Origin of the sequence: Exiguobacterium sp. s189, assembly GCF_018617615.1 — a bacterium.
Lineage (GTDB): Bacteria > Bacillota > Bacilli > Exiguobacteriales > Exiguobacteriaceae > Exiguobacterium > Exiguobacterium aestuarii_A.
This window is the reverse complement of the sequence record NZ_JACSKM010000004.1, coordinates 160,170-185,497: the sequence shown is the minus strand read 5'-3', so window position 1 is coordinate 185,497 and position 25,328 is coordinate 160,170. Positions and strand designations below refer to the sequence as shown.

Genomic DNA, 25,328 nt, shown 5'->3' with positions numbered 1-25,328 from the left:
GAAGGAGGACCCCCTACTACTATGAGTTACAAGATGATTGTATTGGATATGGATGATACGCTCCTCACGAGCGACCATACGATTTCCCCTAAAACAAAAGAAGCACTTCTCGATGCGCAAGAGCGCGGCTATAAAGTCGTGCTCGCGAGTGGCCGACCAACGTTTGCGATGTGGGATGCAGCCCGTGAATTAGAACTTGCGAAGTACGGTAGCTTCATCTTATCGTTCAACGGTGCCTCGGTCATCAATTGCGCGACGAACGAGGAAATTTTCTCGAGTACGCTTCAACCGGACACAGTCGCCCATCTCCATGATATCAGTGAACGGGAAGGAATCGCGATTCATACGTACGTCGGTAACGAAATCGTAACCGATCGCCCGAACCCGTATACGGATATCGAAGGTGAATTGACAGGTATGCCGGTCGTTCATGTCGATAACTTTAAAGAAGCTGTGACTGCACCTGTCGTTAAATGTTTGATGCTTGCCGATGGTGACACGCTTGCTCCGATCGAGACGAAGCTTCAAGAAGAGTTGGCTGGAAAATTGGCCGTCGCTCGTTCAAAACCGTTCTTCCTAGAGTTCACGGAAGCCGGTGTCACAAAAGGGACAAGCCTTGCTTTCCTAGCAGATCAACTCGGCATCGCCCAGAAAGAAGTCATCGCTTGCGGTGATGGAAACAATGACTTGACGATGATTGAATGGGCAGGTCTCGGTGTTGCGATGGGTAACGCCAATACGACAGTCAAAGGGAAAGCAGACTTCATTACGAAGTCAAACAACGAAGACGGAATTGCGCATGTCATCGAGACATACATGGCGAACGTACTCGTCACGCAATAAGCTTCTGTTTGTAGAAAGGGAGGAAGTAAGATGAATAAAGGGTTGAAACGCGCTGGAGTCGGGCTGATTGGAACAGCGGTCGCGGGAGCGGCTTATGTGTTCCTTTCACCTAAACCAGCAACACGTTTAATCAAAACTTCGTTCGCAGGGGGGAACGAAGTGGAGATGAAGGGATTCGAGGAAGTCGTTCAAAAGACGTCTGTCCGAAAAGACATCGACTACTTGTCTTCTTATGACAACGGAACGTTTGATTTGATTCGCTATGAAGGCGACCGAAAACCTGTGCCAACAATCTTTTGGGTGCATGGTGGCTCGTTCGTCGGTGGTGATAAATCTGACGTCTTAAAATACGCCACATCAATTGCGAGTAACGGCTACAACGTCGTCAGTATCAACTACGCGCTTGCGCCAGATGTAACGTATCCGACACCACTTCAGCAAATGGAAGAAGCGTATGCATTCATCGCTGAAAACAACGATCGATTCCGTCTCGATTTGAACCGCGTCTTTTTCGCGGGTGATTCGAACGGTGGACAGCTCGTTGCACAGTTTGTCGGGATTCAGTTAAATGACGACTACTCGCCTTCGGCCGAAGTCAAACAAGTTGTACCGAAATCGTCTATCCTTGGAACCATCTTATTGTCTGCACCATTCGACTTGAAGCGTTCATGGCTCGAATCATCGAAATCTGTGAACCGCTTCTTGTTCAAACGCATCGGTTGGGCTTATTTTGGCACATACAACTGGGAAACACTCCCGGTCGTCGCTGAAGCTTCGCCGCTCGTCAACGTACCTGCCACATTCGTTCCGACGTTTATCGCTGACGGAAACGACCATTCGTTTGAAGATCAGGCAAAAGAATTTGCAACAATTCTCTCAGGTCGAACGGATGTGACGACTGTATTTTATGACCGGAACGAACACGAACTCGGTCATAACTATTACTTCGAAATGGACCGCCCGGCGGCAAATTCGACGTATCGCCGTCTGATCACGTTCTTACGTGAAACGACGAATCAATCCGTATAAAAATAAGCGACGTTCTCTGTTCGGAGAACGTCGCTTATTTTCGTTAGCGCAACAGTTCGAACGCGCGTCCAATTAATTCATTTCGAGAAGGAGATGTATGACGAAGTGCTTCAAGTCGGTCAATCAAGGCCTGCTTCAATTCCTCATTTTCTACTAACTCCAGACATTCAATGTGTAACAACCACGCATCTGGATGCTCGGATAAAATGTCTGGAACGAGACCATCAATCGATTCCCCGCGTTCACGCATGAGGTGAATGCGATTGAACATCGGGTCATCTTTCGTCCATACACGTTCATCCCGTTCGATAATCACTGGTTTTTCAATGATCGTCAATTCTTCCACCGTCGTTCCAGGGAATACCGATGGAAGTGAATCGACGCGTACTTCGAGTGAATCGAGTGTGATCGTCCGTCCTTCCAGTTGAACGGTCATACCTTCAAGCATGTCCGATGCACATGCCTGACGAAGTGTCGTTCCGTCCTCGAGGAGATCATCTCGGTCTAGCGCAGATTCCGTGTCATGGACAATGAGAAGTCCGTGACGTTCTCGTTTCGACAACTGACCATTTTTTACGACTGTGCACTCATCCCATTGGATGAGCGTATGTTCCTTCGATTCTGTCATGTGGCGTACGATGCCGACACGTTCTGAACCGTCCTCGAGTCGAATCGTCGATTGACTTCCCGACGCCAATGCTTTTGTGACCGATTCAACCCCACCTTTTCGAATGGCCATTCTCCCCTCTAATTCATCTAAAACGGAAGAAAGCGTCTCAAAGTCTGGAATGACGAATAGTTCTTTTTGCATATTCGTCACGTCTTGCTTCGTCTGTAGCGCATGCTCTAAATCAAATGGATGTTTGACGACCGCATCGGTCAGACAGTGACGGCTTTCACCAACAGATGACAAGAGGCCCGCCCCGTAAATCATCGGATTCTCAAGATCACCAATCAATCCAAATTCAACTGTCCACCAAAAGATGCGTGCGACTTGTTGTGCCTCTGAAAAACCGGTCACTTGCGCTTTTGCTTCGTGTACCGCTCGTTCTGCCGCCTCGATGTCTTGTTCCGTTGAGTTGGCGTTCTCTTTCACGATCGTCAAGCGTTTCAATGCCGCGAACGAAGCATGCTCTTCTCGGTTCATGAATGCCTTCGCTCCTAGTTGACCGAAACGTTTGACGATTTCCGAGAATGTAGGGTCCATCAGCATCGGCGCGTGACCTGCTGCCTCATGAATGATATCCGGTGCTGGACTGTATAAAATATTCTCGACTTTTCGAATGTCTGTCGCGACCGGCAACATCCCGTTCCCTTGGAAATCAAAGAAGGCAACGCCTGGGATGAGTCCATCCACTGCGACCGTCGACCATCCCGCTGCCCGCATCTCATCCGTCATCTGTTCGACGTTCGGTAATCGGTCTGGTCCCATTCCCGTCCGTTTTAATCCTTCGATGTAAAACGGGTGCGCCTTTCCTTCTAACGTATGCAGATTCAAACTTAAAACGAAGCGCCAGACCGCGTGATCCGTTGGTGTGTATTCATTGTAAAACTGCGGTGAGATATGTGGGGCAAGATGTGCTGGAATCGATTGTGTCAACATGTGAAGTCCTCCTTTAAATTCAAAAAAATCCCTATCGATTCAATCGATAGGGACGACAAAGCCGCGGTACCACCCTGGTTGCTAGAAAACATCTAGCCGCTTCATCCGATAACGGGGGACCGCTCAATCATGAGAGCTCGGGAACTGTAATTCGATTCATCTTTTGGGCGTGTTCGCAGCACCACACGCTCTCTGGGCCAGGGAAGATGTCTCTACTTCGGTTCCTTCTTCGCTTCTAATACGTATTCATTTCTCCATCTTTTACACAGTTATGCTGTTATGCATATATGCTTTTAAGCGTTAAAGTGACGTCTTGTTAGTTACTCTACCAAAGGTTTTTCGACGCGTCAACAAAAAACAGTCTACGAATTTTCGTAGACTGTCAAAGACACCAATCGATTGGAGACTGTCCCCATTCGTTTAAAGCGTCATTCACTTGAGAAAACGGCTTTGACCCGAAAAATCCACGGTGGGATGATAGGGGGCTCGGATGAACGGACGTGAGCACTTGATGCTGCTCTCCAATCCATTTCATTTTTTTCTTGGCGTCATTCCCCCAAAGGATGAATACGATGGGCTCTTCACGACTCCCTAGTCGTTCGATTACCGAGTCGGTGAATTGTTCCCATCCTTTTCCACGATGCGAGCCCGCCTTCCCCGCTTCGACCGTCAAAGCTGTGTTCAAAAGGAGAACTCCTTGTTTCGCCCATTTTTCTAAATTCCCACTCTTCGGAATGTCACACCCGACGTCATCCTTTAGTTCTTGAAAGATATTTCGTAACGACGGTGGGAAACGCACCCCATCCTGTACCGAAAAACTGAGACCATGCGCTTGGTTTGGTCCATGATACGGGTCTTGCCCTAATATCACGCATTTCACGTCACTAAACTTCGTGTAAATAAACGCATTCCAAATGTCTTCACGATTCGGATAAACGATTGTCTCTTCATACGCTTGATCGACGAATTGCTTTAACTGTTGGAAATAAGGTTGACTCATCTCGTCTTGGATGATGTCTGTCCAATCTCCAAGTAATCGACTCGATAACTGCTCTCCCATTGCATACTCCCCTTTCCCTTTGTATGATACCCAAAATGCGAGCATACAAAAAGACGAGCCAGCCGACTCGTCTTTCGCATTATACCGTTACTGCGCCTGCAACTTCCTTCGCAAGTGCTTCTGCTTTCGCTTTCGCGTCCGCAACGATTTCTTCGATTTTGTCTGGGTATTGGTTCATCCCTTCAACCGCTACCGTCGTCACTTCAGACACACCGACGAACGCGAGCGCTTGGCGGAGGTATGCGTCTGCAAAGTTAAGGTCAGTTCCTGTGTAGATACCACCTGTTCCTTGGATATGGATCGCTTGTTTGTTTTCAAGCAATCCGACAGGACCTTGCTCCGTATAACGGAACGTTTTACCCGCCATGAGAACGCTGTCGAGGAACATTTTCATGCGTGCTGGGAAGAAGAAGTTCCACATTGGCGTTGCGAATACATAAAGGTCCGCTTCCATGAACTTCTCGAGCATGCCGCTCATTATGCCTACTTTTTTCGCTTCCACGTCAGTGAGTGCTTCGCCTGATGCGAATTTGCCCCATGCGCTGAGCACGTCTCCATCGATTTCTTGTACATCGACATCGTAGAGTTCGATTGCTTCTACTTCGATTGATGCGTTTTCAGCCTTGAGTGTTGATACGAATGTTTCTGCAACTTGTTTGCTGTATGAAAGTTCAGTTGGTTTCGGGTTAGCCGATACATATAATACTTTAGTCATCGTGTAATCCTCCATTTGGGTAATCTCTAATTTTTTTCAATAACAGTTAGAACTATATCATCTGTATATCTCATCGTCAATTATTTTAACTTCAAGATATTAATGAAAAAAGCAACGGGCTTTATTTGCCCGCTGCGTTATAACCGACTCGTTTCAATAACGAAATCAATTGTTCCGTCTCTTCATCGCTTAACGGTCCGTATATATCTTTAAAGATTTCGATGTGCTGTGGATAGACGACATCCATGAGCGCCTTCCCATCCTCTGTTAACGAGGCGTATGTGACGCGACGGTCGGACGGACAGGCGATTCGTTCAATCAGCCCACGCTTTTCCAACTTGTCGATTACGTATGTCACGCTACCACTCGTAATCAAAATCTGGTCCCCGATTTGTTGTAACGGGGTATCTCCTCGTTTATACAAAACGGATAAAACACCGAACTCTGTTGAATTTAACTGGTGGCGTCGTAAATCTTCTTTCACACGATCGCTGATGGCATCCATCGTCCGTGCGAGAACGACCCATGCCTTCAATTCAAGGGATTCAATCATGTCGGTTTCACCTCAATTCGTTCATCATATATCACTAGTATAGCAGGACTTATGCAGTATAAGCCGGGAAAAATACTTCGTCAAGGAACTTCTTCATTGTCGCGTATGTCGGAAACGTTTAGAATGGTAGTATTGTGATTTTAAGAAAGGGTGGACCGTATGCGTGAGTATTACGAAATTTCATTGACGATTAAACGGGAGTTTTTGCATGCTGTCATCGATTTGTTGAATCGGGAAGGCATCGCACCGGACTATGCGCTCGAAAAGGAAGGCGCGGTCTTTTTATTATTCAATCATTTACCTTGGCCAAACGTGACCCGTGAACCGCACGCCGTGGAACGTTTCTTGTTGACGTTGAAGCGATCGGATTATTTATTCGTCAAAACGAAACGTAAATCACCGGTCCCAGACCATGAACCGGTCGCCTGCATGGGCGCCCTCGTTTCTCCGTTTCATGAACATCTGCGTATCGAACTCGCAGTGGATGAGTCTGAAGCGAGTCATTTAGATATGTCCGCATTCCGTCATTATTAAACGAACGACATGTTCCAATCCCCATGAAGATCAGCCGAAAGTGCTGACGATCATGGGGATTTTTTAGGAGTAACCGATTTCGCAGACGGGAATAAAGGACAGTATTCGAACCGAAAAGGAGATATGTTGGAATGGACACAGTCATGTTAATCGTCAATCCATCCTCAGGAAAAGAATTGGGGGAACAACACGCGACACATGCCGAGGAAGTGTTGCGTGAACGATATGGACACGTCGATGTCCGCTTCACGGAGAAAGAACAGGATGCGACGAACTTTGCACGAGAAGCAGCGGAAAAACAATATAAAGCCGTCATTGCGATGGGTGGAGACGGGACGTTGAACGAAGCGGTCACCGGACTTGCGGAAGCGCCTCATCGTCCTGATTTTGGACTCATCCCGCTCGGTACGGTCAATGACCTCGCCCGCGCACTTGGTGTACCAAATGATCCAAAAAAAGCGATTGAAGCTCTTCGTGACGCTGAACCGACACCGATGGATATCGGAAAATATGAGAACGGCTATTTTATGAACGTCATTGCCATTGGTCTCATTGCCGAGGCGGTCGATGAAGTGAGCGTGGAAGAAAAGACAAAGTGGGGGCCGTTCGCCTATCTAATTGAAGGCGTGAAGGCGTTCCGCGAACATAGTCCTTATGCGTTGTCGATCGAAAGTGAGGACGGTCAATTTGATGGCGAAGCTTATCTTGTCGTCATCGCCTTGACGAACTCGGTCGGAGGATTTGAGAATTTCGAACCGGACGCGCGACTGAATGACGGTCTGTTGCACGTCTATATTTTTGAAGAGCTCGGTCTAAAAGACGCGCTTCAATTAACGCCTGCCCTGTTCACAGGAAAATTAAAGGAAACAGACAGTGTCACGTCATTCTGTACGACACGGGTGAGCGTCCACTCGCCTGAATTTCTTCCTGTAAATGCAGATGGTGACACTGGTGGAACGTTGCCATTTACATTTGAAATTTTACCGAGTCATTTGAACGTATTGAAGCCCGTATAAGAGAAGGACTTTTATGAACGAAACCGAATGTTAACAAGCGAGAAAGGAGAATGACCTATCAACATCTCGCTTGTTCAACTTACAACAGCATCCGACGAAATCGTCGAGACATTCAATCGCTGGAATAATGACCCACAAATCGTGCATTTGATTCGTCCGAGTCGGTCTGAAGAAGAATTGACCGCTCATTATGAGATGACGGTCGAAGATTTAGAGGATCGTCTTCTGACACATGATATTTTTCTCATTTATGCAGACGACCATCTCGTCGGCGAAATGAACGTCATGTATGACCCCCCTCATCTGTACCGTCAAGAACCTGGTACGGCGTGGCTCGGGTTTGTCATCGGGGAATCCGTAGGACGTGGCAAAGGCGTGGGCACGGAGTCCCTTCGTTTGCTGGAGGAGAAACTGCGGGCACAGGGGACGCCTCGCATGGAGCTCGGCGTATTCGCTTTCAATCACGCGGCCCATCGTCTCTATTCGAAACTCGGTTATGAAGAAATCGGACGAATCGAGCACTTCACTTACTGGGACGGTCAATTTTGGTCCGATATCCGAATGGAAAAACGACTCGAGTAAAAAGCCCTTTCACTTGACGTGAAAGGGCTTTGACTTAGTTGTTCAAGTTCTCGACTTCGACGATCCGGAAGCCTTTTTGTTCAAGCTTGGCAACAACTTTGTTCTTCATGTCTTCTTCGCAATCCGGTGGTAACGTCACGAGTACGCGACGCAACACCTTACTTTTTGCATCAAGCGTCATCAAGCTTGCGATTGACGTATACTTGTTCACGATTTTTGTAATCTTCTCGAGCGCTCCTGCCTGTTCGCTCAAGGCAATCGTCAAGACGTAACTACCTGTGTCACGACTCCATGCCTCTTCGAGCATCCCAAGCATCTTCCCGTGCGGAAGAATCCCATAAAACTCATTGCTTTCATCTTTCAATACAGCAATGTATGGCAATTCTTTAATCGAGAAAAAGACTTCGAAGAAGCCGTCGGATTCATGAACGTATTTTTGCGTATTTTTGATGAGCGTCATCACATTATCGTCCATGTTTTCCTCGTTCATTCCATGACGATAAATATGCATCTTATAAATGTTACCGCGGAAAAATTTCCCCGTCTCGTCTAAAACAGGCACACAACGATATCCTGTTTCTTCAAGCGTATGAAGCGCTTCCCGCAATGTTGCCTTTTCACTGATGGTGACAACATCTTTCTTCGGGATACATAAGCTATGCACTAACATGCGTTTTCCTCCCAGCCAATAATAAAGTGGTCTACACCCTATTCATTATTATTCCCCAAATATGATGAACATCCTGCATACTTTTTCTGAAAAGTTATGAACACTTCTTGTAATCCTTGCATTTGTCGGAATACAAAAAAGTCGTTATAGTGAAACTATCCAAACAGACAAAGGGGATGGACGATTATGACGATGAAAAAAGCATTGACGATTGCCGGTTCTGATACGAGCGGCGGCGCGGGTATCCAAGCCGACCTCAAAACGATGGAAGAACTCGGTGTGTACGGTATGACAGCTTTGACTGTCATTGTGGCACAAGATCCACATAACGCATGGAACCACGAAGTCTTTCCAATCGACACGACATTGATTGAGAAACAAATTGATACGGTACTCGCTGGGATCGGAGTCGATGCAGTGAAGACGGGAATGCTCCCGACACCTGAAATCATCGAACTCGCAGCACGTAAGATTAAAGAATACGGAATCGAGAATGCCGTCGTCGACCCGGTCATGGCATGTAAAGGTGCGGATGAGATTCTTGACCCGAACGTTGCGGTCGCAATGCGTCAACATCTCGTACCAGTCGCAAAAATCATCACTCCAAACTTATTCGAGGCGCGTATGCTCGCTGGTCTCGATAAAACACCATCGACGATGGACGAAATCAAAGAAGCGGCTCGTCTCATTCATGAGCTTGGCGCTGAGATTGTCATCGTCAAAGTCGGCGGCAAACTTGGTTTCGACACAGCATTCGATGTCTTGTATGACGGAAACGAATACCGTCTGCTTGAAAGTGAAAAAATTGAGCCTGCGTTCACACACGGTGGTGGATGCACGTTCTCTTCTGCCATCGCGGCTTCTCTCGCAAACGGCCATACGGTCGAAGAAGCGATTGAAATCGGAAAAGAATTTATCACAGAAGCAGTTCGTCACTCATTCCGTCTCAACCAATACGTCGGACCGACGAACCATACGGGATACCGTAAAAAAGTAGCAACACAATCGTAAACAGATGACCCGGAACGTGACGTTTCGGGTCATCCTTTCCATTGGAGGGACAGACGTGAAAGCGATTCAACCTGATCACATTCAGCAATATTTAGACAATCACGTCGCAACGCCACTTTTCGTGCATGTCGAGACGACAAATGGTGCCTATGCGACACATAACGACCCGGACTTCCATAACGCCGGGATGTTTATCCGTAATGCCAAAATCGAATATAGCATCGGTCAAATCAAAGGAAATGGACCTTACCGTGTCGGCTTAAAACTTGATCACGGTTGGCTCTATGTCGAAGGATTGACCGACTACGAAGTGCACGGCGAACAGTTACTACTCGCTGGTCACGATCGTCTTGGTCGACTCGCCTGTGCCTTGCATATCGATATCAAACCGCTCCCTCAAGGAGCATCGGAGGTGGAGAATCAATGAATGGACCATTACTCGTCATTTTCCCACACCCGGACGATGAGGCGTTCAGCTCGGCCGGAACGATCATCCAACATCGTCAAAAAGGACTCCCGGTCACGTATGTCTGCTTAACACTCGGCGAGATGGGACGCAACATGGGTTCCCCGATCTTTACGACGCGTGAGGAGCTCCCTAAAATTCGAAAGCATGAACTTGAAGAAGCTTGTCGGATGATGGGCATCGAGGACCTGCGCATGTGGGGACTTCGTGATAAAACCGTTGAATTTGAGGACGAGGCAGAGCTCGCTGGTCGCTTCCGCGCCTTGATTGACGAAGTGAAGCCGGAAACGGTCATCTCGTTCTATCCAGGATATGCCGTCCACCCAGACCATGAAGCGACAGCTCGTGCTGTCGTACGAGCACTTCAGGAGATGGGAGAGTCACGCCCTGAGTTTTTAGGTGTCGCCTTCGATCGCCGCACAGAAGAAGAACTCGGACAACCTCACGTGATCGTCGATGTGACGGAAGAGAGCGAGCAGAAAAAAGACTCCCTCTTTGCTCATCGTTCTCAGACGGAAGGTCTACTTCGCGCAATCGACAACGCAGAAAACGCCCACGTCATGGAGTTACTCCAACGTGAGCGCTTCTATCATTATCCGTTCTCATGATTCATAGGCTAGACGGGTCATATAAAGCAATGCCCCAACGGTCCCAAGACCGATTAACGTTCCGAATACTACGACGATTTGTCCCATGTTTTCACCTCTTCTAGACTATACGAACGTTTCTATGGATTGGTTTCAAACAGCGCATCCCTTTCAGGGTGTGCTGTTTTTATGTATTCGATTTGATTATTTTAAGCATACACTTCTCCTCACCATCTTGCGTCCGTCTTAAGACGTAAAAACAGGCATGGCTTATGGCCCATGCCTGTGAGAATTATCGTGCAGTCACATGAACGACCCACACAACAAGCCCAATCATTGAATACGCCAAAAATAGCGACGCTGTTGTCCCTATAATAAAGACAACCCCTAATCCGAGAATGCCAAGATGCCACAGCATCGAGACAGACGATTCCGTCGTCGCTCGAATGGATGAAGGAACTTGATGGTGCAAAAGTCCATAATAAAGCGGCTCCATCGCCCCATAGAGAAGCGCCGACAATCCCATGACACCAATTCCGATTGGACTCGGAAATAAACCAATGAAGAGAAACCCGCCACCCATCACCCAACCGAATCGTTTCAACCAACGTTCCGATGGGGCAACACGCACGATGGTACCTGCGAACAGTTGCCCAGGTAACTGGATCAAGAGCAACCCGCTTGAAATGACACCGAACCAATAGATCGGAACGGACACGTCACGTGCGTACAGTTGCCAAAATTCATCGATGAAGTTAAAAGCGGATACCGCTGCCAAAAAACCGATTGTGACATAACGAAGTTGTCGGTTTGACCAAATGAATTGAAACCCTTTGAACAAATGGCGCCACGTCAAACGTTCCTCCCGCTCTCGATGAGTCGGTTCAACGAGAAATACGCTACATAGTGTCGCCATCATTAAACTCAAAATCGAGACTCCATAGTTCCACTCCAAGGGAAGGTACTGAGCCAACATACTACCACTCAATGCCGCCACCACAGCAGCCACAATCCCAATCGCGTTCAGTGTCCCAAGAACCCGTTCGAATGACGACGCTTCGTGACTTTCCTGTAAGGACTCGTATAGCAGCGCATTCTCTGCCCCACTTCGAATAACCGACCCAACGGCCGAACAGCTGATCGCGACAAAGAAACCCGCGAACGTGAACGAATACAAAATGACGATAAACGACAGCCATTCTAACGCAACACCGATTTGGACAAGTCGACGCCGTGCCGTATGGTCCGCCCATACACCGGTCGGTACTTCGAACAGAACGATGATGAGCGCATATACCATCTCTAAATAAACGACTTCCTGAATGGAGATGCCTCGTGACTCCCAGAACAGCCGTTCAATCACGTATGCGGGAATCAAGCCTTCAAACCAACGAATCCATCCTAATCGGACAACGTTTCGACGAACTTAACTAGGTGAACGTGCTCGTTTTTTCATTTGAATCTCCTCCTTACTTGTCTATTCCCGAAAACACAAAAAAACCACGAGATTCCTCTCGTGGTTGACGTGTTATTTCAATAAGTTGAGAATCTCGCGATTGAACGCCGGAATGTCATCCGGTTGACGGCTCGTCACAAGCTGGTTCTGACAGACGACGACTTCTTTGTCCGCATATTTGGCACCGGCATACTCCATGTCGACTTTAATCGATTTGTAGCCGGTCGCGTCACGACCTTCTAACGTCTTCGCCGTAATCAACAGCTGCGGTCCGTGACAGATGGCAAAGACAGGTTTTTTCGCATCCATGAAAGCTTTCGCGAACGAGACGAAACGTTCGTCCTCACGTAACAAGTCAGGAGAGAATCCGCCTGGTAAGAGAAGGGCGTCAAAGTCTTCTGGCGATACATCGTCAATCGATTGATCGATGTTCACTTTCGCCTCTCCTTGCTTCCCTTCTACCGTGTTGCCTGCTTTCTTCTCGATCGTCACGACGTCATGTCCCGCATCCACCAATGCGTCACGGGGACCCGTGAATTCTACATCTTCAAACATATCTGTAATGAGCGTTGCTACTTTTGCCATGTTCTAAACACTCCCTCTGTTTGTTTTATGCACATAGGGAGTGTTCCACTGGCATGAATCACTTAAACATCATTGCATGCATTCAACGGAACTTCGAGACATACGGATTGTCGCGTTCAAAGAAGCGATATGGGTAGTCACGCGCCTCGCCCGTGTTCGGAATGCCGATGCGTGGACCCGCCTCGATCACCATTCCCGTCTCACCTTCAGCAAGATAGAGCGGGTCTTGTTGGAACGAGTGACCATATAAGTCCATCGTGATCCCGAGTGCTTTCGTCAACTTCCCCGGTCCGTTCGTTTGGTCATATCGTTTCACCCCAGGACGGTTCGAAGAAATCCATTCATGTCCTTGAATCGGTTCGACGGCTCGAATCAACACGGCTTCCGGTGTACCAACCGGACCACTGACCACGTTCAGGAGCGTATGTGTATGCATTTGATACGTGTATACATGCCCAGGCTGTCCGAACATGACTTCCGTCCGTTTCGTTCGACGCCCTCCGAAACTATGTGCCGCCCGGTCGATGGCACCGAGGTAAGCCTCTGTCTCGACAATCTTTGCGATGATGTCACCTTCCGGATGTCGCCGCACCAAATATTGCCCGAGTAAGGCGCGTGCCAATTCGAGTGTCGGTTGTTCATAAAATGCCAGATCGAGTCGCTTCATCGTTCCACCTCCGTTTCTCCTATTTTCTCAAAAGTCATATGGTGCATACAAAAAAGATGCCCTGCATAGCAGGACACCTTGACATTATGATGCGATTTTAAGTGATTCACGTTGCTTCCCCAATCGGACGTATCCCAAAATGATGGAGAAGACCGGGCTAAGCCAGAGGAAGAATGCAAATGGTGCGTATTCCAATACAGGCACACCGAGTGTCGCTGCGAAGAACGCTCCGGAGACACCCCATGGAATGAGCGGGTTGATCACAGTCCCGCCATCCTCAAGCGCACGTGACAAGTAGCGTGGGTCGATCCCACGATCGATGAACCCTTGTTTGAACGCCTGTCCTGGCAAGAGAATCGACAAGTACTGTTCCCCTGCGAGCAAGTTGACACCGATCGAGCTGAGGACGACCGATAGAACCGAACTTCCTGGTGACTTCAAGCGCTCGAGCAACGATTCAACGATCGCTTGGAACACACCGAGTTCACGTAACAGGCCACCGAATGCAAGAGCGATCAAGACGAGGCTGACCGACCAAAGCATCGATTCGAGACCACCACGATCGAGTACCGTCGCAATCGTCTCATTCTCGACACCTGACTTGAATCCAGACTGCATGACACCTAGCCAGTTCGAGATGCTCCAGTTGCCTTGAACGAATCCAGCCGTCAATACACCTGCGAACATCCCAACAAGCATCGTCGGCAAGACCGGCATCCGACGGAACGCAAGCACTGCGACAAGGACAGGAGCAATCAACGTGAGCCACGAGAGGTCGAAACGTCCGCTGAGCGCGGCTTGCGCCTCTGCGATTTGAGTCGTGTCGGCAGTTTGACCGCTACGTCCGAGGAACGTGAATAAAATTAACGTGATGATGAACGCTGGAATCGTCGTCCCCATCATGAAGCGAATGTGGTCAAATAATTTTACACCCGCCACTGCCGGAGCAAAGTTTGTCGTATCTGACAACGGGCTCATCTTGTCTCCGAAGAGCGCACCCGACACGATGGCACCTGCAGCGAGAGCTGGCGAGATGCCTAGTGCCGTCCCGATTCCGAACAAGGCGACACCGACCGTTCCGACTGTAGTAAACGCACTTCCTGTGAATGTCGAGACGATCATCGTAATCAATAAGACACTCGGTAAGAACCATTCAGCGGAAATTGTATTTAAACCGATGGAGAGGATCGTCGCGACCGTCCCGGACATTTGCCATACTCCGATGAGCATCCCGATCAACAAGAGAATCAACACCGGCATGATCGCTTCACGAATCCCGTTGATCATCGCCGTTTCAATCTGTTTGAAGTCGCGTGAACGATAATACGCGTATCCACCTACTATTACCATTGTGCCAAAAATCGCCATATGCGGCGTCGCTTTGGCCAAAAACATCAGTGCGAGCAAGGTGATCCCGCTCATCAACACGACGAATACAGCTTCTTTTCCTTTCATCTGCATCGACGTCCCCTCCTTTCGTTATATCCTAATTATTCGTTATTCCACCTAACCGCTTAAACGCTTTTATGCACAAAAGCGTGTAAGTGATGTTTTTTACTATACTCGCTTCCTTTCTCCCTGTCAAACGTCTTTTTATGATAAATTATATGCTTGAGGGTGACCTCCGGAGTTCGTAACCTCCTCCGACATCAAAACTAGCGAAAAGGAAGTGTGCTTCATGCAACACGAAAAAGCATTGGTCGTCTTCAGTGGTGGCCAAGATTCAACCACTTGCCTATTTTGGGCAAAACAACAATTCTCTCATGTGGAGGCGGTGACGTTCGCATATGGTCAACGCCATGATGCGGAAATCGAGGTCGCAAAAGAAATCGCGGCAGAACTTGATGTCCCACACCACATCCTCGACTTGTCCCTACTCGGACAACTCACATCAAATGCGCTCACGAGACACGATCTCGACATCGACAATGCGGACGTTCCAAACACGTTCGTCGATGGACGCAACCATCTATTCTTATCATTTGCGGCCGTCATGGCCAAACAACTCGGTATGCATCACATCGTGACCGGTGTATGTGAAACGGACTTTTCAGGTTACCCGGATTGCCGAGACCAATTCATTAAATCACTCAACGTGACACTTAATTTAGCGATGGATTATCCATTCGTCATCGACACACCGCTCATGTGGCTCGATAAAAAAGAGACGTGGGCACTCGCCGACGAGCTGGGTGCCTTCGACTACGTCAAAGAACGTACGCTCACTTGTTACAACGGTGTCATCGGTTCAGGTTGTGGAGAATGTCCGGCGTGTAAGCTTCGCCAAAACGGACTCACATCTTACGAGGAGGTGCGCGTATGAAACATGCTCCATTCCTTGCCCCGACCAGTGTCGAATCGAAACAAGAAGGGTCGCTCATCTACTGCCCGCATCGTGTTCAAATCGTCAAAGAAGTGACATTCGACGCGGCACACCACTTATTTGATTATGATGGCAAATGTCGTGCCCTTCATGGTCACACGTATAAGCTCCAGATGGGTGTCAGCGGTTTTCTCGATAATCGCGGGATGACGCTCGACTTTGGTGACTTGAAAAAAATCTTCAAAGAAGAGCTTGAGCCATATCTCGACCATCGCTATTTGAACGAGTCACTCCCTTATATGAATACAACTGCAGAAAACATGTGCTATTGGATTTTCGAACAACTGGCGACACACCTGCCAAATGAACGAGACGTCCGCGTTGAATTCGTGCGCCTATACGAAACGCCGACGTCATACGCAGAGTTCCGCCGTGAATGGTTGGTGGAATCGTGAAAATCCCTGTTCTAGAAGTGTTCGGACCGACCTTCCAAGGAGAAGGACGTGCCATTGGACAGAAGACGATGTTCGTCCGGACCGCCGGTTGCGATTATCGCTGTTCGTGGTGCGATTCAGCATTCACTTGGGACGGTTCAGAAAAACCGGACATGCTGACGGCGGACGAGGTCATCGATCGCCTTGACGCACTCGGTGCGTACGATTACGTCACCATATCGGGTGGAAACCCGCTCCTCATCGCGGCCATGGAGAACCTCGTCGTGAAATTGAAAGAGCGTGGCGTCACACTCGCTGTCGAGACGCAAGGTAGCCGCTATCAAGAGTGGCTCACACAGATCGATGACGTGACCCTCAGCCCGAAGCCTCCTTCATCTGGCATGAAGACAAACTGGGAACAACTCGACGCCATCGTCGAACGGCTGCGCCCGGAGCAGACGACATTCAAAGTCGCTGTCTTTGATGAAGTGGACCTCGCTTACGCGAAAGAAGTACAACAACGCTATGCACCGGACGTCATGTATTTATCTGCCGGTAACCCAGAGCCAGGTGCTGACGGTGATATCACCGATGCCCAGCTCCGTCGTTTGAAACAATTGTGGGAAGACGTCGCACGCGACCCTTCATGGCAAAGCGTCCGCGTCCTACCACAACTACACACATTACTGTACGCCAACGAACGTGGCGTCTAAGGAGAATAAACATGAGACCAGAAGACTTACAAGACCTCTCGCTCCTCGGACAGAAGAGCGTCCCTTATATTTTTGAATACACACCTGACGTCCTCGAGGCGTTCCCGAACCGTCACCCGGAGAACGACTACTTCGTCAAATTCAATGCGCCGGAATTCACGTCCCTGTGCCCAATCACAAACCAACCCGACTTTGCGACAATCTACATCTCGTATATCCCGGATGAGAAACTCGTTGAGTCGAAATCGTTGAAGTTGTACTTGTTCAGTTTCCGTAACCACGGTGACTTCCATGAGAACTGCATCAACGTCATCGGGAAGGACCTCGTCAAATTGATGGAGCCACGCTATCTCGAAGTGTGGGGCAAATTCACACCACGTGGCGGCATCTCGATTGATCCGTACTACAATTACGGAAAGCCTGGCTCAAAGTATGAGAAGATGGCAGAACATCGTCTGTTCAACCATGACCTCTATCCAGAGACGGTCGACAACCGTTAATTAAAAAGTAGGCGCTCCATTGGAGTCGCCTACTTTTTTTGATAGCGATGGATCTGTCGCTTGATCGGTTCACGGAACACGGTCGCGATGAGCGTCAATACGAGCATGATCCCGAACGCCAATGCAATCAGCGTCCAATCTCCGCTCGCGATGCTGCTTCCGAGAAAGTTGTTCGCGAACGCCCCAGGAATCATACCAACGACGGTCGCAAATAGATACGCTGGTACTTTTACTTTTGCCAAACCAGAAGCATAGCTGACCAGATCGAAATTGACGAGCGGGATGAGACGTAAGATGAGTACATAAAAGAACCCGTCCTCTTCAATTTTGTGCTGAATGGCTTCATAGTTCTTCGATTCGAAGTGATGCAAGAAACGGTCGCCGAAATAGATGGCCACATAATAAGCGACGAGAGCACTCAGTGTCGCCCCGATGACGGTATAGACGACACCCGGTAACATCCCAAACGCCAAACCGCCGGCGACCGATAAGACGGACGTCGGAAACAAGATGAGTGGACGAACAGTGAACAAGAGGATATACATTAAAGGGGCCAACCAACCGAATTGGATGATATAGTCGCGGATGTCCCCTGGACTTATATCAATCCATTGATAAAGGAACGTCGCTGTCCCGAACAGGAGTAGGACGAGTGCAATCATCCACTGTACCTTCCATTTTTTCATCGTCCTCCCTCCTTCCTATTTGGTTTTATTCCCGCAATCCGAGATGTCATCCATCTTTTTTCAGCCATCCCGATGTGGTACGGTTAGAGAAAGCAGAAGGAGGAAATCGATATGAACCTTGCAGATGCCCTAACATTAAAACAGTTGCTCCATGAGCAAATCGATACATTGACCGAAGAGATTGAGCACGTGGCATTCATCTCGCTCGAAGTGAATGATTCCATTCCGACGATTCAGTCCCGCTCCCTTCAAGATATCGAGATGGAACTGGAGCACATTCGTCTGGACTTACGCCAGCTCGACCGTCTCATTCAAGAAGCGAATGTCCAAGCCGTCGTTGAAACGCATGACGGTCCGCTCCCGCTCGTAGAGGCAATCGAACTCGCCATTCAGTTACGTGTCCAAGCACGTCTTTATGAGAAATTGTCATTACGTCCGAAAAAGGAATACGTGCACGGGGTTTCCGTGATCAAACACGCCTTATATGACCCGGAGCTATATCGCTTGAAAGCGCGCGATATTAAAAAACGAGCCATTCGAATCGAAAGTGCCATCCAGACCGTCCGCTACCAGACCGATATCGACTTTGATGCTTCACGATATATGTAAAAAGCGAAGGAGTCCCTTCGCTTTTTACATATGGTCATGGTGATTGTGGTGGATATCATGATGGTTCGATGAAGAAGAACGGTGACGTGGTGGAGCCTCATCGGCAAATTTTTCCCCGTCCAAAATGCCGAGACGCTTGTATTGACGATCGAGCCGCTCTTTCGTCTCCTCGCGAACGGATCTTGACTCCATCACCAATTGATAGCACCCGAGTGCGACACGGAACGGTTCCATCCGTGTCCGTTCAATCGAGAAAGAGTCGACACCCCGTAAGTAGTCTGCCAATCGCTCAGCCGTGTCATCGTTCGGGTCATCGGCGAGCTGCGAGGCGAATTGTTGTAAGTCTTTCAACGTGCTCGACGTTTTGGAATGATGAAAAATCGTTTTAAGGAACGCAAAAATAATCAGACCAAAAATAACCATGAACACGATAGGAAATATCGATACAATCCCGGTAAAGAATGAGTCCCCCATGGAGTCACTAAACGGATCTCCGCCAAATCCAAACACTGTCATTTCAAATTCCCCCTTTTTCTTTATGTACGTTCATTCAGTCGAATCGGTTTCATCAAAAAACCGCGATCATTCGACCGCGGCATCCATTCAACTGTTCAATTGTTTCTCCATCATGATACGTGGCTCGCCGTCTTCGGTGTAGGCGCCCATGATGTCATATCCGCAAAGGAGGTTCAAGATGATGACCCCTTTGTTCGTATTCCGCGCTTTCGTACGAATCGAATGAAAACCTTGCGCTTCGACCCACTCAAGTTGCGTGTCCATCAGCTTGCGACCAATACCATGCTTTTGAAAGTCTGGGTGTACGCCGCCCGCCCAGCTATAAAACCGATAAGGCTCTGCCTCATAACCGATTTTAAAGCCGACCAGTTGCTCTTCTGAGAATGCTAAGAGCACTAATGGATTGGCGTGTCGATACAGGCGCTCTTTAAAGCGCAACTGATCGAGGTCGCCATATAACGTACGATACAGTCGGAAAAAGTCCTCTTCAAAATCCTTAAAGTTGTTCGTCACATCTTTTACGATAAATGAACTCGTCGTACTCATCGTGCCATCCCCTTTCAGTTTCTGGACAAAGATTCCGTACGTCTGTTCATTTCGCCGTTCATTCTGAATTTCCTGTCTCCCGTTCAAAAGCCGTGACACCTTTTTGTTTATATAGTCCAAGCGTACGTTTCGGTAAGCTCTTGACCATCCAATCTTTAAAGATGCGTGCCTGATCCTCGACAGGAAGCTCATAGCCATCCGTCACGATATGACGTGACCGTGTCGTGACGTCATACAAAGAAATCGCAGCCGCCACGGAGATGTTCAAACTTTGAACGTATCCTTGCATCGGAATGACAAAATTCCCGTCGGCCTTGTTGAGCGCCGCTTCCGAGACACCGCTATGTTCATTCCCGAATAGAAGAACCGTCGGCTTTGACACATCTACTTCTTCGAGCGGAATCGCTTCCTCACTCAACGCCGTCGCATATACTTGATAGCCATTTTCCTTTAAAGCGTCAATCGCTTCTTCAATCGACCCGTGCTCGACGACGTCCACCCAGCGATCGGCGCTTTTGGCGATAATCGAGTTCGGTTTGAACTTCGCCCGTCCTTCGACGACATGTAACGTTTGCACCCCGAACGCATCTGCTGAACGCAACACGGCAGATTGGTTATGCGGATCGTCCACACCTTCCGTCAAAATCGTGATATGGTTCGTTCGTGTATTCAATACTTCATACATCCGTTTGATGCGATCCGGCATGAGCATCTCATAGAGAGGAAGATCATCCTCCTGCAATACACCTTTCCGCAATAACTCTTCTTTTAATTCAATCTGCTCGTCCTTCGTCAAAGCAGATGTGGTCTGTCTCCAACCCATCTTTCTCGCTCCCTTCAACCTATCATATTGTAGCTAGATTCGATTCGACTGACAAGTTCGCCCGACATCTACCATTTACACTTCAAAAAATGAAAACAAATGAAAATAGCGAAAACGGTTGCACGAATTTATGCAATCGATTACAATCATTTATGCAAGCGATTGCACTATTGGCAAACAAAAATAGATAAAACTCCCTCACAGGAAGGAAGCGTATAGTATGAAACAATTGATCTCATTCGATTTCTGGCAAAAACTCGGTAAGGCCTTGATGGTCGTCATCGCCGTCATGCCAGCCGCCGGTTTGATGATTTCCATCGGAAAATTGATTGGAATGTCAGCCGGAGACGTCGGTATTCTATTAACAACAGCTCGTATCATTGAAGATTTAGGTTGGGGGATCATCGTCAACTTACATATCCTCTTCGCAGTCGCGATTGGTGGTTCGTGGGCTAAAGATCGTGCAGGTGGTGCGTTCGCCGCACTCCTCGCTTTCATCTTGATCAACCGTGTCACAGGTGCCATCTTCGGTGTCAACGGCGCTATGCTTCAGGACCCAGAAGCGACAATCGAGTCACTCTTTGGTGCAAATCTTGTCGTCTCAGACTACTTCACATCTGTACTTGGTTCACCTGCCCTCAACATGGGTGTGTTCGTCGGAATCATCGCCGGTTTTCTCGGTGGTGCGCTATACAACCGTTTCTACAACTTCAATAAATTGCCGAACGCCCTCTCGTTCTTTAACGGGAAGCGCTTCGTACCATTCGTTGTCATCCTTGGTTCGGTCGTTGCTGCCATCGTTCTATCGATTGTATGGCCAACAATCCAAGGGGCACTCAACAGTTTTGGTGAGTGGATTGCCACATCACGCAACACGGCTCCAGTCCTTGCTCCATTTGTTTACGGTGCACTCGAACGTCTTCTCTTGCCGTTCGGTTTACACCACATGCTCACAGTACCAATGAACTACACGGAACTTGGCGGAACGTACACGATTTTAACAGGTGCGACAGCTGGTTCGGTCGTTGCCGGTCAAGACCCGCTCTGGTTGGCATGGGTAACAGACCTCGTCAACTTGCGTGCCGCTGGTGACACAGCTGCATACAACGCTCTACTTGCTGATGTCGTTCCGGCCCGCTTCAAAGTCGGTCAAGTCATCTTGTCATTCGCTGCTTTGATTGGTGCCGCATATGCGATGTACCGTAACGTCGACGCTGAGAAGAAAGCACAATACAAGCCGATGTTCTTGTCAGCCGGACTCGCCGTCTTCTTGACAGGTGTCACAGAACCAATCGAGTTCATGTTCATGTTCGTCGCGCCAGTCCTTTACGTCGTCTACGCGCTTATGGCCGGTGCTGCCTTCGCATTGGCAGATATCATCGATTTGCGCATTCATGCCTTCGGTGCGATCGAACTCTTGACGCGCATCCCGATGATCGTCAAAGCGGGACTTCTTCAAGACTTGATCAACTTCGTTCTCGTCTCTGTAGCATTCTTCTTCCTCAACTTCGGTGTATTCAACTTCTTTATCAAGAAGATGAACTTGCCGACACCGGGACGTAACGGGAACTACATGGAAGAGACGACAGAGAAGTCATCTGTGGCAGGTAACGAACAAGTCATGGGGATTATCGCCCTTCTCGGTGGGGAAGAAAACATTGAAGATGTCGATGCATGTATGACTCGTCTTCGTGTGACCGTCAAAGACGTTACACTCGTCTCTGACGAACAAGAATGGAAGAAAAACGGCGCCATGGGTCTCATCGTGAAAGACCGTGGAGTCCAAGCCATCTATGGCCCGAAAGCCGACGTATTGAAATCAGACATTCAAGACGTCATCGGTGCATAATCTACTGGCCAACTCGCTCAAGAGTTGGCCTTTTTTCTAAAGGAGGACTATCGTGAATATTTTAACGCTCAATTGTCACGCCTGGTTAGAAGACCGTCAACAAGAAAAGATTGACGCCATCGTCGAACGCATCGCGAGTGAAGAATACGACCTCATCGCGCTTCAAGAAGTCAATCAACATAAAGAGGCCCCCCTGATCTACGGGAACATCCGTGAGAACAACTTTGCCCACGTCCTCGTCGAGCGCTTAAAAGAGTTGGACGTCCACTATCATATGACATGGGACTTTGCCCATTATGGATACGATATTTATGAGGAAGGCGTCGCCATCCTGTCGCGCACACCGTTCCTATCAACAGAATCGTTCTTTGTATCGAAGACGACGGACCCAGACAACTACAAGTCTCGTAAAATCGTCAAAGCCGTAATTGCAGGCGCAGATGCTCCAACGACCATTTACTCGTGTCATCTCGGATGGTGGCATGATGAAGAGGAGCCGGTGAAACACCAACTCGATGAACTGATTCGTCGCGTCGAACATGACGACCATGCCCTTCTACTTGGCGACTTCAATAACGATGCCTTCATTCGAGGAGAAGGATATGATTACTTGATGGAGAATGGACTCCAAGATTTGTTCCATCTCGCAACAGAACGGGAAGGCGATGCGACGGTACAAGGAAAAATCGCCGGGTGGGACGAAAACAAAAAATCACTTCGCATTGATTTGATGTTAACGAATGCCCCGATTCACGTTTCCCGCCATGCGGTCGTCTTTGATGGTGAGAACGGACCGATTGTCTCCGACCACGCCGGTGTTGAAGCCACTGTGTTTTGGCGCTAATTCGCCTTTTTCTCCTTACTTGGGAGAAAAGGGTTTTTCTTTTGGAGAAAATCTTGTAACGTGATAGAAGACTGATGTCTAACTACTAATGAATGAGATAGAAAGAAGTGTTTGAATATGAAGACAAGCTCGCTCAGTCGAAGCGACTGGACTTTAGTTTTATCCTTATCCTTATTAACCTTCGTTCTCGGAACGAGTGAATTTGTCATCGTCGGGATTTTGCCCGATATCGCAAACGGGTTATCCATCTCGATTGCGACGGCCGGGAGTCTCGTATCGGCATTCGCCATCAGCTTTGCCGTCGGCACACCAATCACAATGTCTTTGACGAGCCATCTTCCTAAACGCAAATTGATGCTTGGCCTGACCATCCTGTTCACTGTCCTGAACTTGTTGAGCAGCCTGGCACCGATGTATGAGTGGTTACTCGTCTTGCGCATGTTGACGGCCGTCGTCACAGGTGTCTTGATTTCACTTGCCATGCTTGTCGCCAGCGAGAGTGTCCCACCGACAAAGCGTGGGGTCGCCGTATCCTTTATTTTTGGTGGATTCACGATGGCGAACGTGTTCGGCGTTCCGATCGGGACATTTATCGGACAACAAGCAGGTTGGGAATCCACGTTTTGGTTAACGACTGCACTCGGTGCAGTTGCCTGGATTGCCATATACCGCGTCTTGCCGAATCAATTGTCTCAAGAAAAAGCATCACTTCGCGAACAATTGACATTGCTGACGAATCCGCGCATCTTGATCGCATTCCTGATTCCAGCGTTCGGTTTCGGGGCAACGTATGTCGTGTATACGTATCTCGTGCCGATTTTAAAAGATGTACTCGGTGTACCGGTCGCTTGGGTCAGTCCGATTTTATTCGCCTACGGATTCATTTCGATTTTCAGTAACATCGCTGCCGGAAAGATTGCTAGTCACAATCCAATCGGACGATTACGGTTCGTCTTTCTCGTCCAGGCGTTCGTTTTGGCCGCGCTATTCGTGACGACATCGAATGTGACGCTCGGTCTTCTCAATATTGCGCTCATGTCGTTCATGGCGATTTTATTGACGACATCGACTCAAATTTATTTGATTGATTTGGCAGAGAAGTTCAACCCGAACGCCAAAGGTCTCGCCTCGTCACTTATGCCCGTAGCGAGTAACGTCGGAATTGGACTTGGTTCCGCTCTCGGTGGTGTCGTCTATGCGACGAGCCCCATCATGACGCTCGCCCTCGTCGGTGGCTTAGTCGCCCTCGTCACAGCCGGATTGACCGCAGTCAGTTATTCGCTCGACCAACGCTAAAACGTGCGCACCTCGATGCAGGTGCGCACGTTCTTTATAACCATTCGAGAATCGCTGATAGGACTTCGTCCAATTGTTCTTTTGATGTGAGCGGACTTTCCTGATCTCCTTTTTGTGGACCATACATTCCGAAGTTCGCATGATTCCCGCCTTCAACTTGTACGAATTGGCTATCTTCAGGGAGGTCGCTTCGGCTTGCCTCGATGTCTTCTGGGACAGCCAATCCATCCAATTCACCTGAAATCGATAGCACGCGTAAATCACTATCGACCATCGAACTGATTGGATACGAAGCGAGGAAAATGACACCCTCTACCAATTCTTGATGCTCCAGTGCATACCCCGATGCCGCAGAACCTCCGAGTGAATGACCGGCCACGATCCAGCGTTCAATCTCCGGATGTGCCTCGATGATTGGAGCTGCCGCATCGATATCTAAAATACCTAAATTGAGACGAAGCGACGGAATGGCGACAAAGACACCCTCTTCCGCTAATCGAGTTCCGTAATAGGCATACGCCTCTTTCTCGACTTTCGCCCCTGGATAAAGAATGACACCGACCTCACTCGTCGGATCTCCAAACTCGAGACGGTTGTCGACCACTTTCCCCTCTTCGGCATACTGTGTCGCTTCATCGGTCGGTTCATACGTGAACTGTGTCCAAATCAAAAAGCCTGCTATCGCGACAACAAGCAATCCTACGATTGAGAGTGCGGTCCATTTGAAGAATTTCTTCATTATATAGCCTCCATTTGCATCCACTTCCTCATAACGTTACACTAATAAGAAAAAGCATGATCAGGGGGACACC

Annotated in this window: 30 protein-coding genes and 1 other annotated feature; of the genes, 16 read left to right on the top strand and 14 right to left on the bottom strand. The window is 48.6% G+C overall.

From position 1 onward, the window contains the following. The first annotated feature begins 21 nt into the window (after positions 1-21). Complete coding sequence (locus KNO99_RS07380; RefSeq protein WP_214746976.1) at positions 22-843, top strand: Cof-type HAD-IIB family hydrolase; 822 nt, start codon at positions 22-24, stop codon at positions 841-843. A 30-nt stretch (positions 844-873) separates the two neighbouring features. After that, on the top strand, positions 874-1,872 hold the full coding sequence (locus KNO99_RS07375) for an alpha/beta hydrolase (RefSeq protein ID WP_214746974.1): 999 nt from the start codon (positions 874-876) through the stop codon (positions 1,870-1,872). Positions 1,873-1,915: 43 nt separating this feature from the next. Here the strand turns inward: KNO99_RS07375 and KNO99_RS07370 are convergent, their stop codons facing one another. The 4 genes from KNO99_RS07370 to KNO99_RS07355 all read right to left on the bottom strand — a co-directional run bounded on the left by KNO99_RS07370 (position 1,916) and on the right by KNO99_RS07355 (position 5,803). Next, complete coding sequence (locus KNO99_RS07370) at positions 1,916-3,475, bottom strand: aromatic amino acid hydroxylase (protein ID WP_214746971.1); 1,560 nt, start codon at positions 3,473-3,475, stop codon at positions 1,916-1,918. Between the two features lie 45 nt (positions 3,476-3,520). Then, positions 3,521-3,714 (bottom strand) — a binding site (T-box leader). Positions 3,715-3,857: 143 nt separating this feature from the next. Continuing rightward, entirely contained in the window at positions 3,858-4,535 is a 678-nt protein-coding gene (locus KNO99_RS07365; RefSeq protein WP_214746968.1) for a uracil-DNA glycosylase, read from the bottom strand. 79 nt (positions 4,536-4,614) lie between these two features. Then, positions 4,615-5,250, bottom strand: coding sequence for an FMN-dependent NADH-azoreductase (locus KNO99_RS07360; protein ID WP_214746965.1), 636 nt, complete (start codon positions 5,248-5,250; stop codon positions 4,615-4,617). A 121-nt stretch (positions 5,251-5,371) separates the two neighbouring features. Continuing rightward, positions 5,372-5,803, bottom strand: coding sequence for a MarR family winged helix-turn-helix transcriptional regulator (locus tag KNO99_RS07355; RefSeq protein WP_214746962.1), 432 nt, complete (start codon positions 5,801-5,803; stop codon positions 5,372-5,374). Positions 5,804-5,962: 159 nt separating this feature from the next. Between KNO99_RS07355 and KNO99_RS07350 the strand changes: the two genes are divergently transcribed. From KNO99_RS07350 to KNO99_RS07340, 3 genes are all read left to right on the top strand, one after another. After that, on the top strand, positions 5,963-6,337 hold the full coding sequence (locus tag KNO99_RS07350) for a hypothetical protein (protein ID WP_074034233.1): 375 nt from the start codon (positions 5,963-5,965) through the stop codon (positions 6,335-6,337). A gap of 131 nt (positions 6,338-6,468) precedes the next feature. Beyond that, on the top strand, positions 6,469-7,353 hold the full coding sequence (locus KNO99_RS07345) for a diacylglycerol/lipid kinase family protein (protein ID WP_214746959.1): 885 nt from the start codon (positions 6,469-6,471) through the stop codon (positions 7,351-7,353). 141 nt (positions 7,354-7,494) lie between these two features. Beyond that, positions 7,495-7,935 (top strand): GNAT family N-acetyltransferase, encoded by a 441-nt coding sequence (locus KNO99_RS07340; protein ID WP_371743053.1) that lies wholly within the window; start codon positions 7,495-7,497, stop codon positions 7,933-7,935. Between the two features lie 34 nt (positions 7,936-7,969). Here KNO99_RS07340 and cbpA read toward each other — a convergent pair whose 3' ends face one another. Further along, a complete protein-coding gene (cbpA, locus tag KNO99_RS07335) occupies positions 7,970-8,605 on the bottom strand; it encodes a cyclic di-AMP binding protein CbpA (protein WP_214746954.1) in 636 nt (211 codons plus the stop codon). Positions 8,606-8,791: 186 nt separating this feature from the next. On the opposite strand from cbpA, the gene pdxK reads away from it, so the two are divergent. Genes pdxK through bshB2 form a run of 3 tightly spaced genes read left to right on the top strand, consistent with a single transcriptional unit; the run spans position 8,792 to position 10,690 of the window. Then, complete coding sequence (gene pdxK, locus KNO99_RS07330; protein ID WP_214746951.1) at positions 8,792-9,616, top strand: pyridoxine/pyridoxal/pyridoxamine kinase; 825 nt, start codon at positions 8,792-8,794, stop codon at positions 9,614-9,616. Between the two features lie 55 nt (positions 9,617-9,671). Next, positions 9,672-10,043, top strand: a complete 372-nt coding sequence (locus KNO99_RS07325) for a YojF family protein (RefSeq protein WP_214695888.1) — start codon at positions 9,672-9,674, stop codon at positions 10,041-10,043. Next, complete coding sequence (gene bshB2, locus KNO99_RS07320) at positions 10,040-10,690, top strand: bacillithiol biosynthesis deacetylase BshB2 (protein ID WP_074034220.1); 651 nt, start codon at positions 10,040-10,042, stop codon at positions 10,688-10,690. The genes KNO99_RS07325 and bshB2 overlap by 4 nt, the downstream gene beginning before the upstream one ends. 271 nt (positions 10,691-10,961) lie before the next feature. On the opposite strand, the gene KNO99_RS07315 is transcribed toward bshB2, so the two are convergent. The 4 genes from KNO99_RS07315 to nhaC all read right to left on the bottom strand — a co-directional run bounded on the left by KNO99_RS07315 (position 10,962) and on the right by nhaC (position 14,838). Next, positions 10,962-12,032, bottom strand: a complete 1,071-nt coding sequence (locus KNO99_RS07315) for an MFS transporter (protein WP_214746948.1) — start codon at positions 12,030-12,032, stop codon at positions 10,962-10,964. A 165-nt stretch (positions 12,033-12,197) separates the two neighbouring features. Further along, positions 12,198-12,710: a type 1 glutamine amidotransferase domain-containing protein gene (locus tag KNO99_RS07310; protein ID WP_026824537.1), complete on the bottom strand. Its 513-nt coding sequence runs from the start codon at positions 12,708-12,710 to the stop codon at positions 12,198-12,200. A gap of 82 nt (positions 12,711-12,792) precedes the next feature. Further along, positions 12,793-13,377: a DNA-3-methyladenine glycosylase gene (locus KNO99_RS07305; protein ID WP_214746944.1), complete on the bottom strand. Its 585-nt coding sequence runs from the start codon at positions 13,375-13,377 to the stop codon at positions 12,793-12,795. Between the two features lie 84 nt (positions 13,378-13,461). After that, positions 13,462-14,838 (bottom strand): Na+/H+ antiporter NhaC, encoded by a 1,377-nt coding sequence (nhaC, locus tag KNO99_RS07300; protein WP_214746942.1) that lies wholly within the window; start codon positions 14,836-14,838, stop codon positions 13,462-13,464. A 217-nt stretch (positions 14,839-15,055) separates the two neighbouring features. Between nhaC and queC the strand changes: the two genes are divergently transcribed. Genes queC through queF form a run of 4 tightly spaced genes read left to right on the top strand, consistent with a single transcriptional unit; the run spans position 15,056 to position 17,347 of the window. After that, positions 15,056-15,700 carry a 7-cyano-7-deazaguanine synthase QueC gene (queC, locus tag KNO99_RS07295; RefSeq protein WP_214746939.1) on the top strand — a complete coding sequence of 215 codons (645 nt, stop codon included), beginning with the start codon at positions 15,056-15,058 and terminating at the stop codon, positions 15,698-15,700. Further along, positions 15,697-16,155 (top strand): 6-carboxytetrahydropterin synthase QueD, encoded by a 459-nt coding sequence (gene queD / locus KNO99_RS07290; RefSeq protein ID WP_015880475.1) that lies wholly within the window; start codon positions 15,697-15,699, stop codon positions 16,153-16,155. The genes queC and queD overlap by 4 nt, the downstream gene beginning before the upstream one ends. Continuing rightward, a complete protein-coding gene (queE, locus tag KNO99_RS07285; protein WP_214746937.1) occupies positions 16,137-16,847 on the top strand; it encodes a 7-carboxy-7-deazaguanine synthase QueE in 711 nt (236 codons plus the stop codon). The genes queD and queE overlap by 19 nt, the downstream gene beginning before the upstream one ends. A gap of 11 nt (positions 16,848-16,858) precedes the next feature. Then, entirely contained in the window at positions 16,859-17,347 is a 489-nt protein-coding gene (queF, locus tag KNO99_RS07280) for a preQ(1) synthase (RefSeq protein WP_214746934.1), read from the top strand. A gap of 29 nt (positions 17,348-17,376) precedes the next feature. Here the strand turns inward: queF and KNO99_RS07275 are convergent, their stop codons facing one another. Beyond that, positions 17,377-18,033: a TVP38/TMEM64 family protein gene (locus KNO99_RS07275; RefSeq protein ID WP_214746931.1), complete on the bottom strand. Its 657-nt coding sequence runs from the start codon at positions 18,031-18,033 to the stop codon at positions 17,377-17,379. A 111-nt stretch (positions 18,034-18,144) separates the two neighbouring features. On the opposite strand from KNO99_RS07275, the gene KNO99_RS07270 reads away from it, so the two are divergent. Next, complete coding sequence (locus KNO99_RS07270; RefSeq protein ID WP_214746928.1) at positions 18,145-18,642, top strand: hypothetical protein; 498 nt, start codon at positions 18,145-18,147, stop codon at positions 18,640-18,642. Positions 18,643-18,666: 24 nt separating this feature from the next. Here KNO99_RS07270 and KNO99_RS07265 read toward each other — a convergent pair whose 3' ends face one another. The 3 genes from KNO99_RS07265 to KNO99_RS07255 form a co-directional block, all read right to left on the bottom strand. Next, the gene (locus tag KNO99_RS07265) at positions 18,667-19,158 is read right to left on the bottom strand and encodes a hypothetical protein (protein ID WP_214746925.1); all 492 of its coding nucleotides are present in this window, start codon (positions 19,156-19,158) and stop codon (positions 18,667-18,669) included. 87 nt (positions 19,159-19,245) lie between these two features. Further along, on the bottom strand, positions 19,246-19,791 hold the full coding sequence (locus tag KNO99_RS07260) for a GNAT family N-acetyltransferase (RefSeq protein ID WP_015880469.1): 546 nt from the start codon (positions 19,789-19,791) through the stop codon (positions 19,246-19,248). Then, the gene (locus KNO99_RS07255; protein WP_214746922.1) at positions 19,763-20,527 is read right to left on the bottom strand and encodes a TrmH family RNA methyltransferase; all 765 of its coding nucleotides are present in this window, start codon (positions 20,525-20,527) and stop codon (positions 19,763-19,765) included. Before KNO99_RS07255 ends, KNO99_RS07260 begins: the two co-directional genes overlap by 29 nt. Positions 20,528-20,747: 220 nt before the next feature. On the opposite strand from KNO99_RS07255, the gene KNO99_RS07250 reads away from it, so the two are divergent. From KNO99_RS07250 to KNO99_RS07240, 3 genes are all read left to right on the top strand, one after another. Further along, a complete protein-coding gene (locus KNO99_RS07250; protein ID WP_214746919.1) occupies positions 20,748-22,376 on the top strand; it encodes a PTS transporter subunit IIBC in 1,629 nt (542 codons plus the stop codon). A gap of 52 nt (positions 22,377-22,428) precedes the next feature. Next, on the top strand, positions 22,429-23,220 hold the full coding sequence (locus KNO99_RS07245) for an endonuclease/exonuclease/phosphatase family protein (protein ID WP_074034194.1): 792 nt from the start codon (positions 22,429-22,431) through the stop codon (positions 23,218-23,220). A gap of 117 nt (positions 23,221-23,337) precedes the next feature. Then, positions 23,338-24,516: an MFS transporter gene (locus KNO99_RS07240; RefSeq protein ID WP_214746918.1), complete on the top strand. Its 1,179-nt coding sequence runs from the start codon at positions 23,338-23,340 to the stop codon at positions 24,514-24,516. 34 nt (positions 24,517-24,550) lie between these two features. On the opposite strand, the gene KNO99_RS07235 is transcribed toward KNO99_RS07240, so the two are convergent. Beyond that, positions 24,551-25,255 carry an alpha/beta hydrolase gene (locus KNO99_RS07235; RefSeq protein WP_214746915.1) on the bottom strand — a complete coding sequence of 235 codons (705 nt, stop codon included), beginning with the start codon at positions 25,253-25,255 and terminating at the stop codon, positions 24,551-24,553. Between the last annotated feature and the right edge of the window lie 73 nt (positions 25,256-25,328).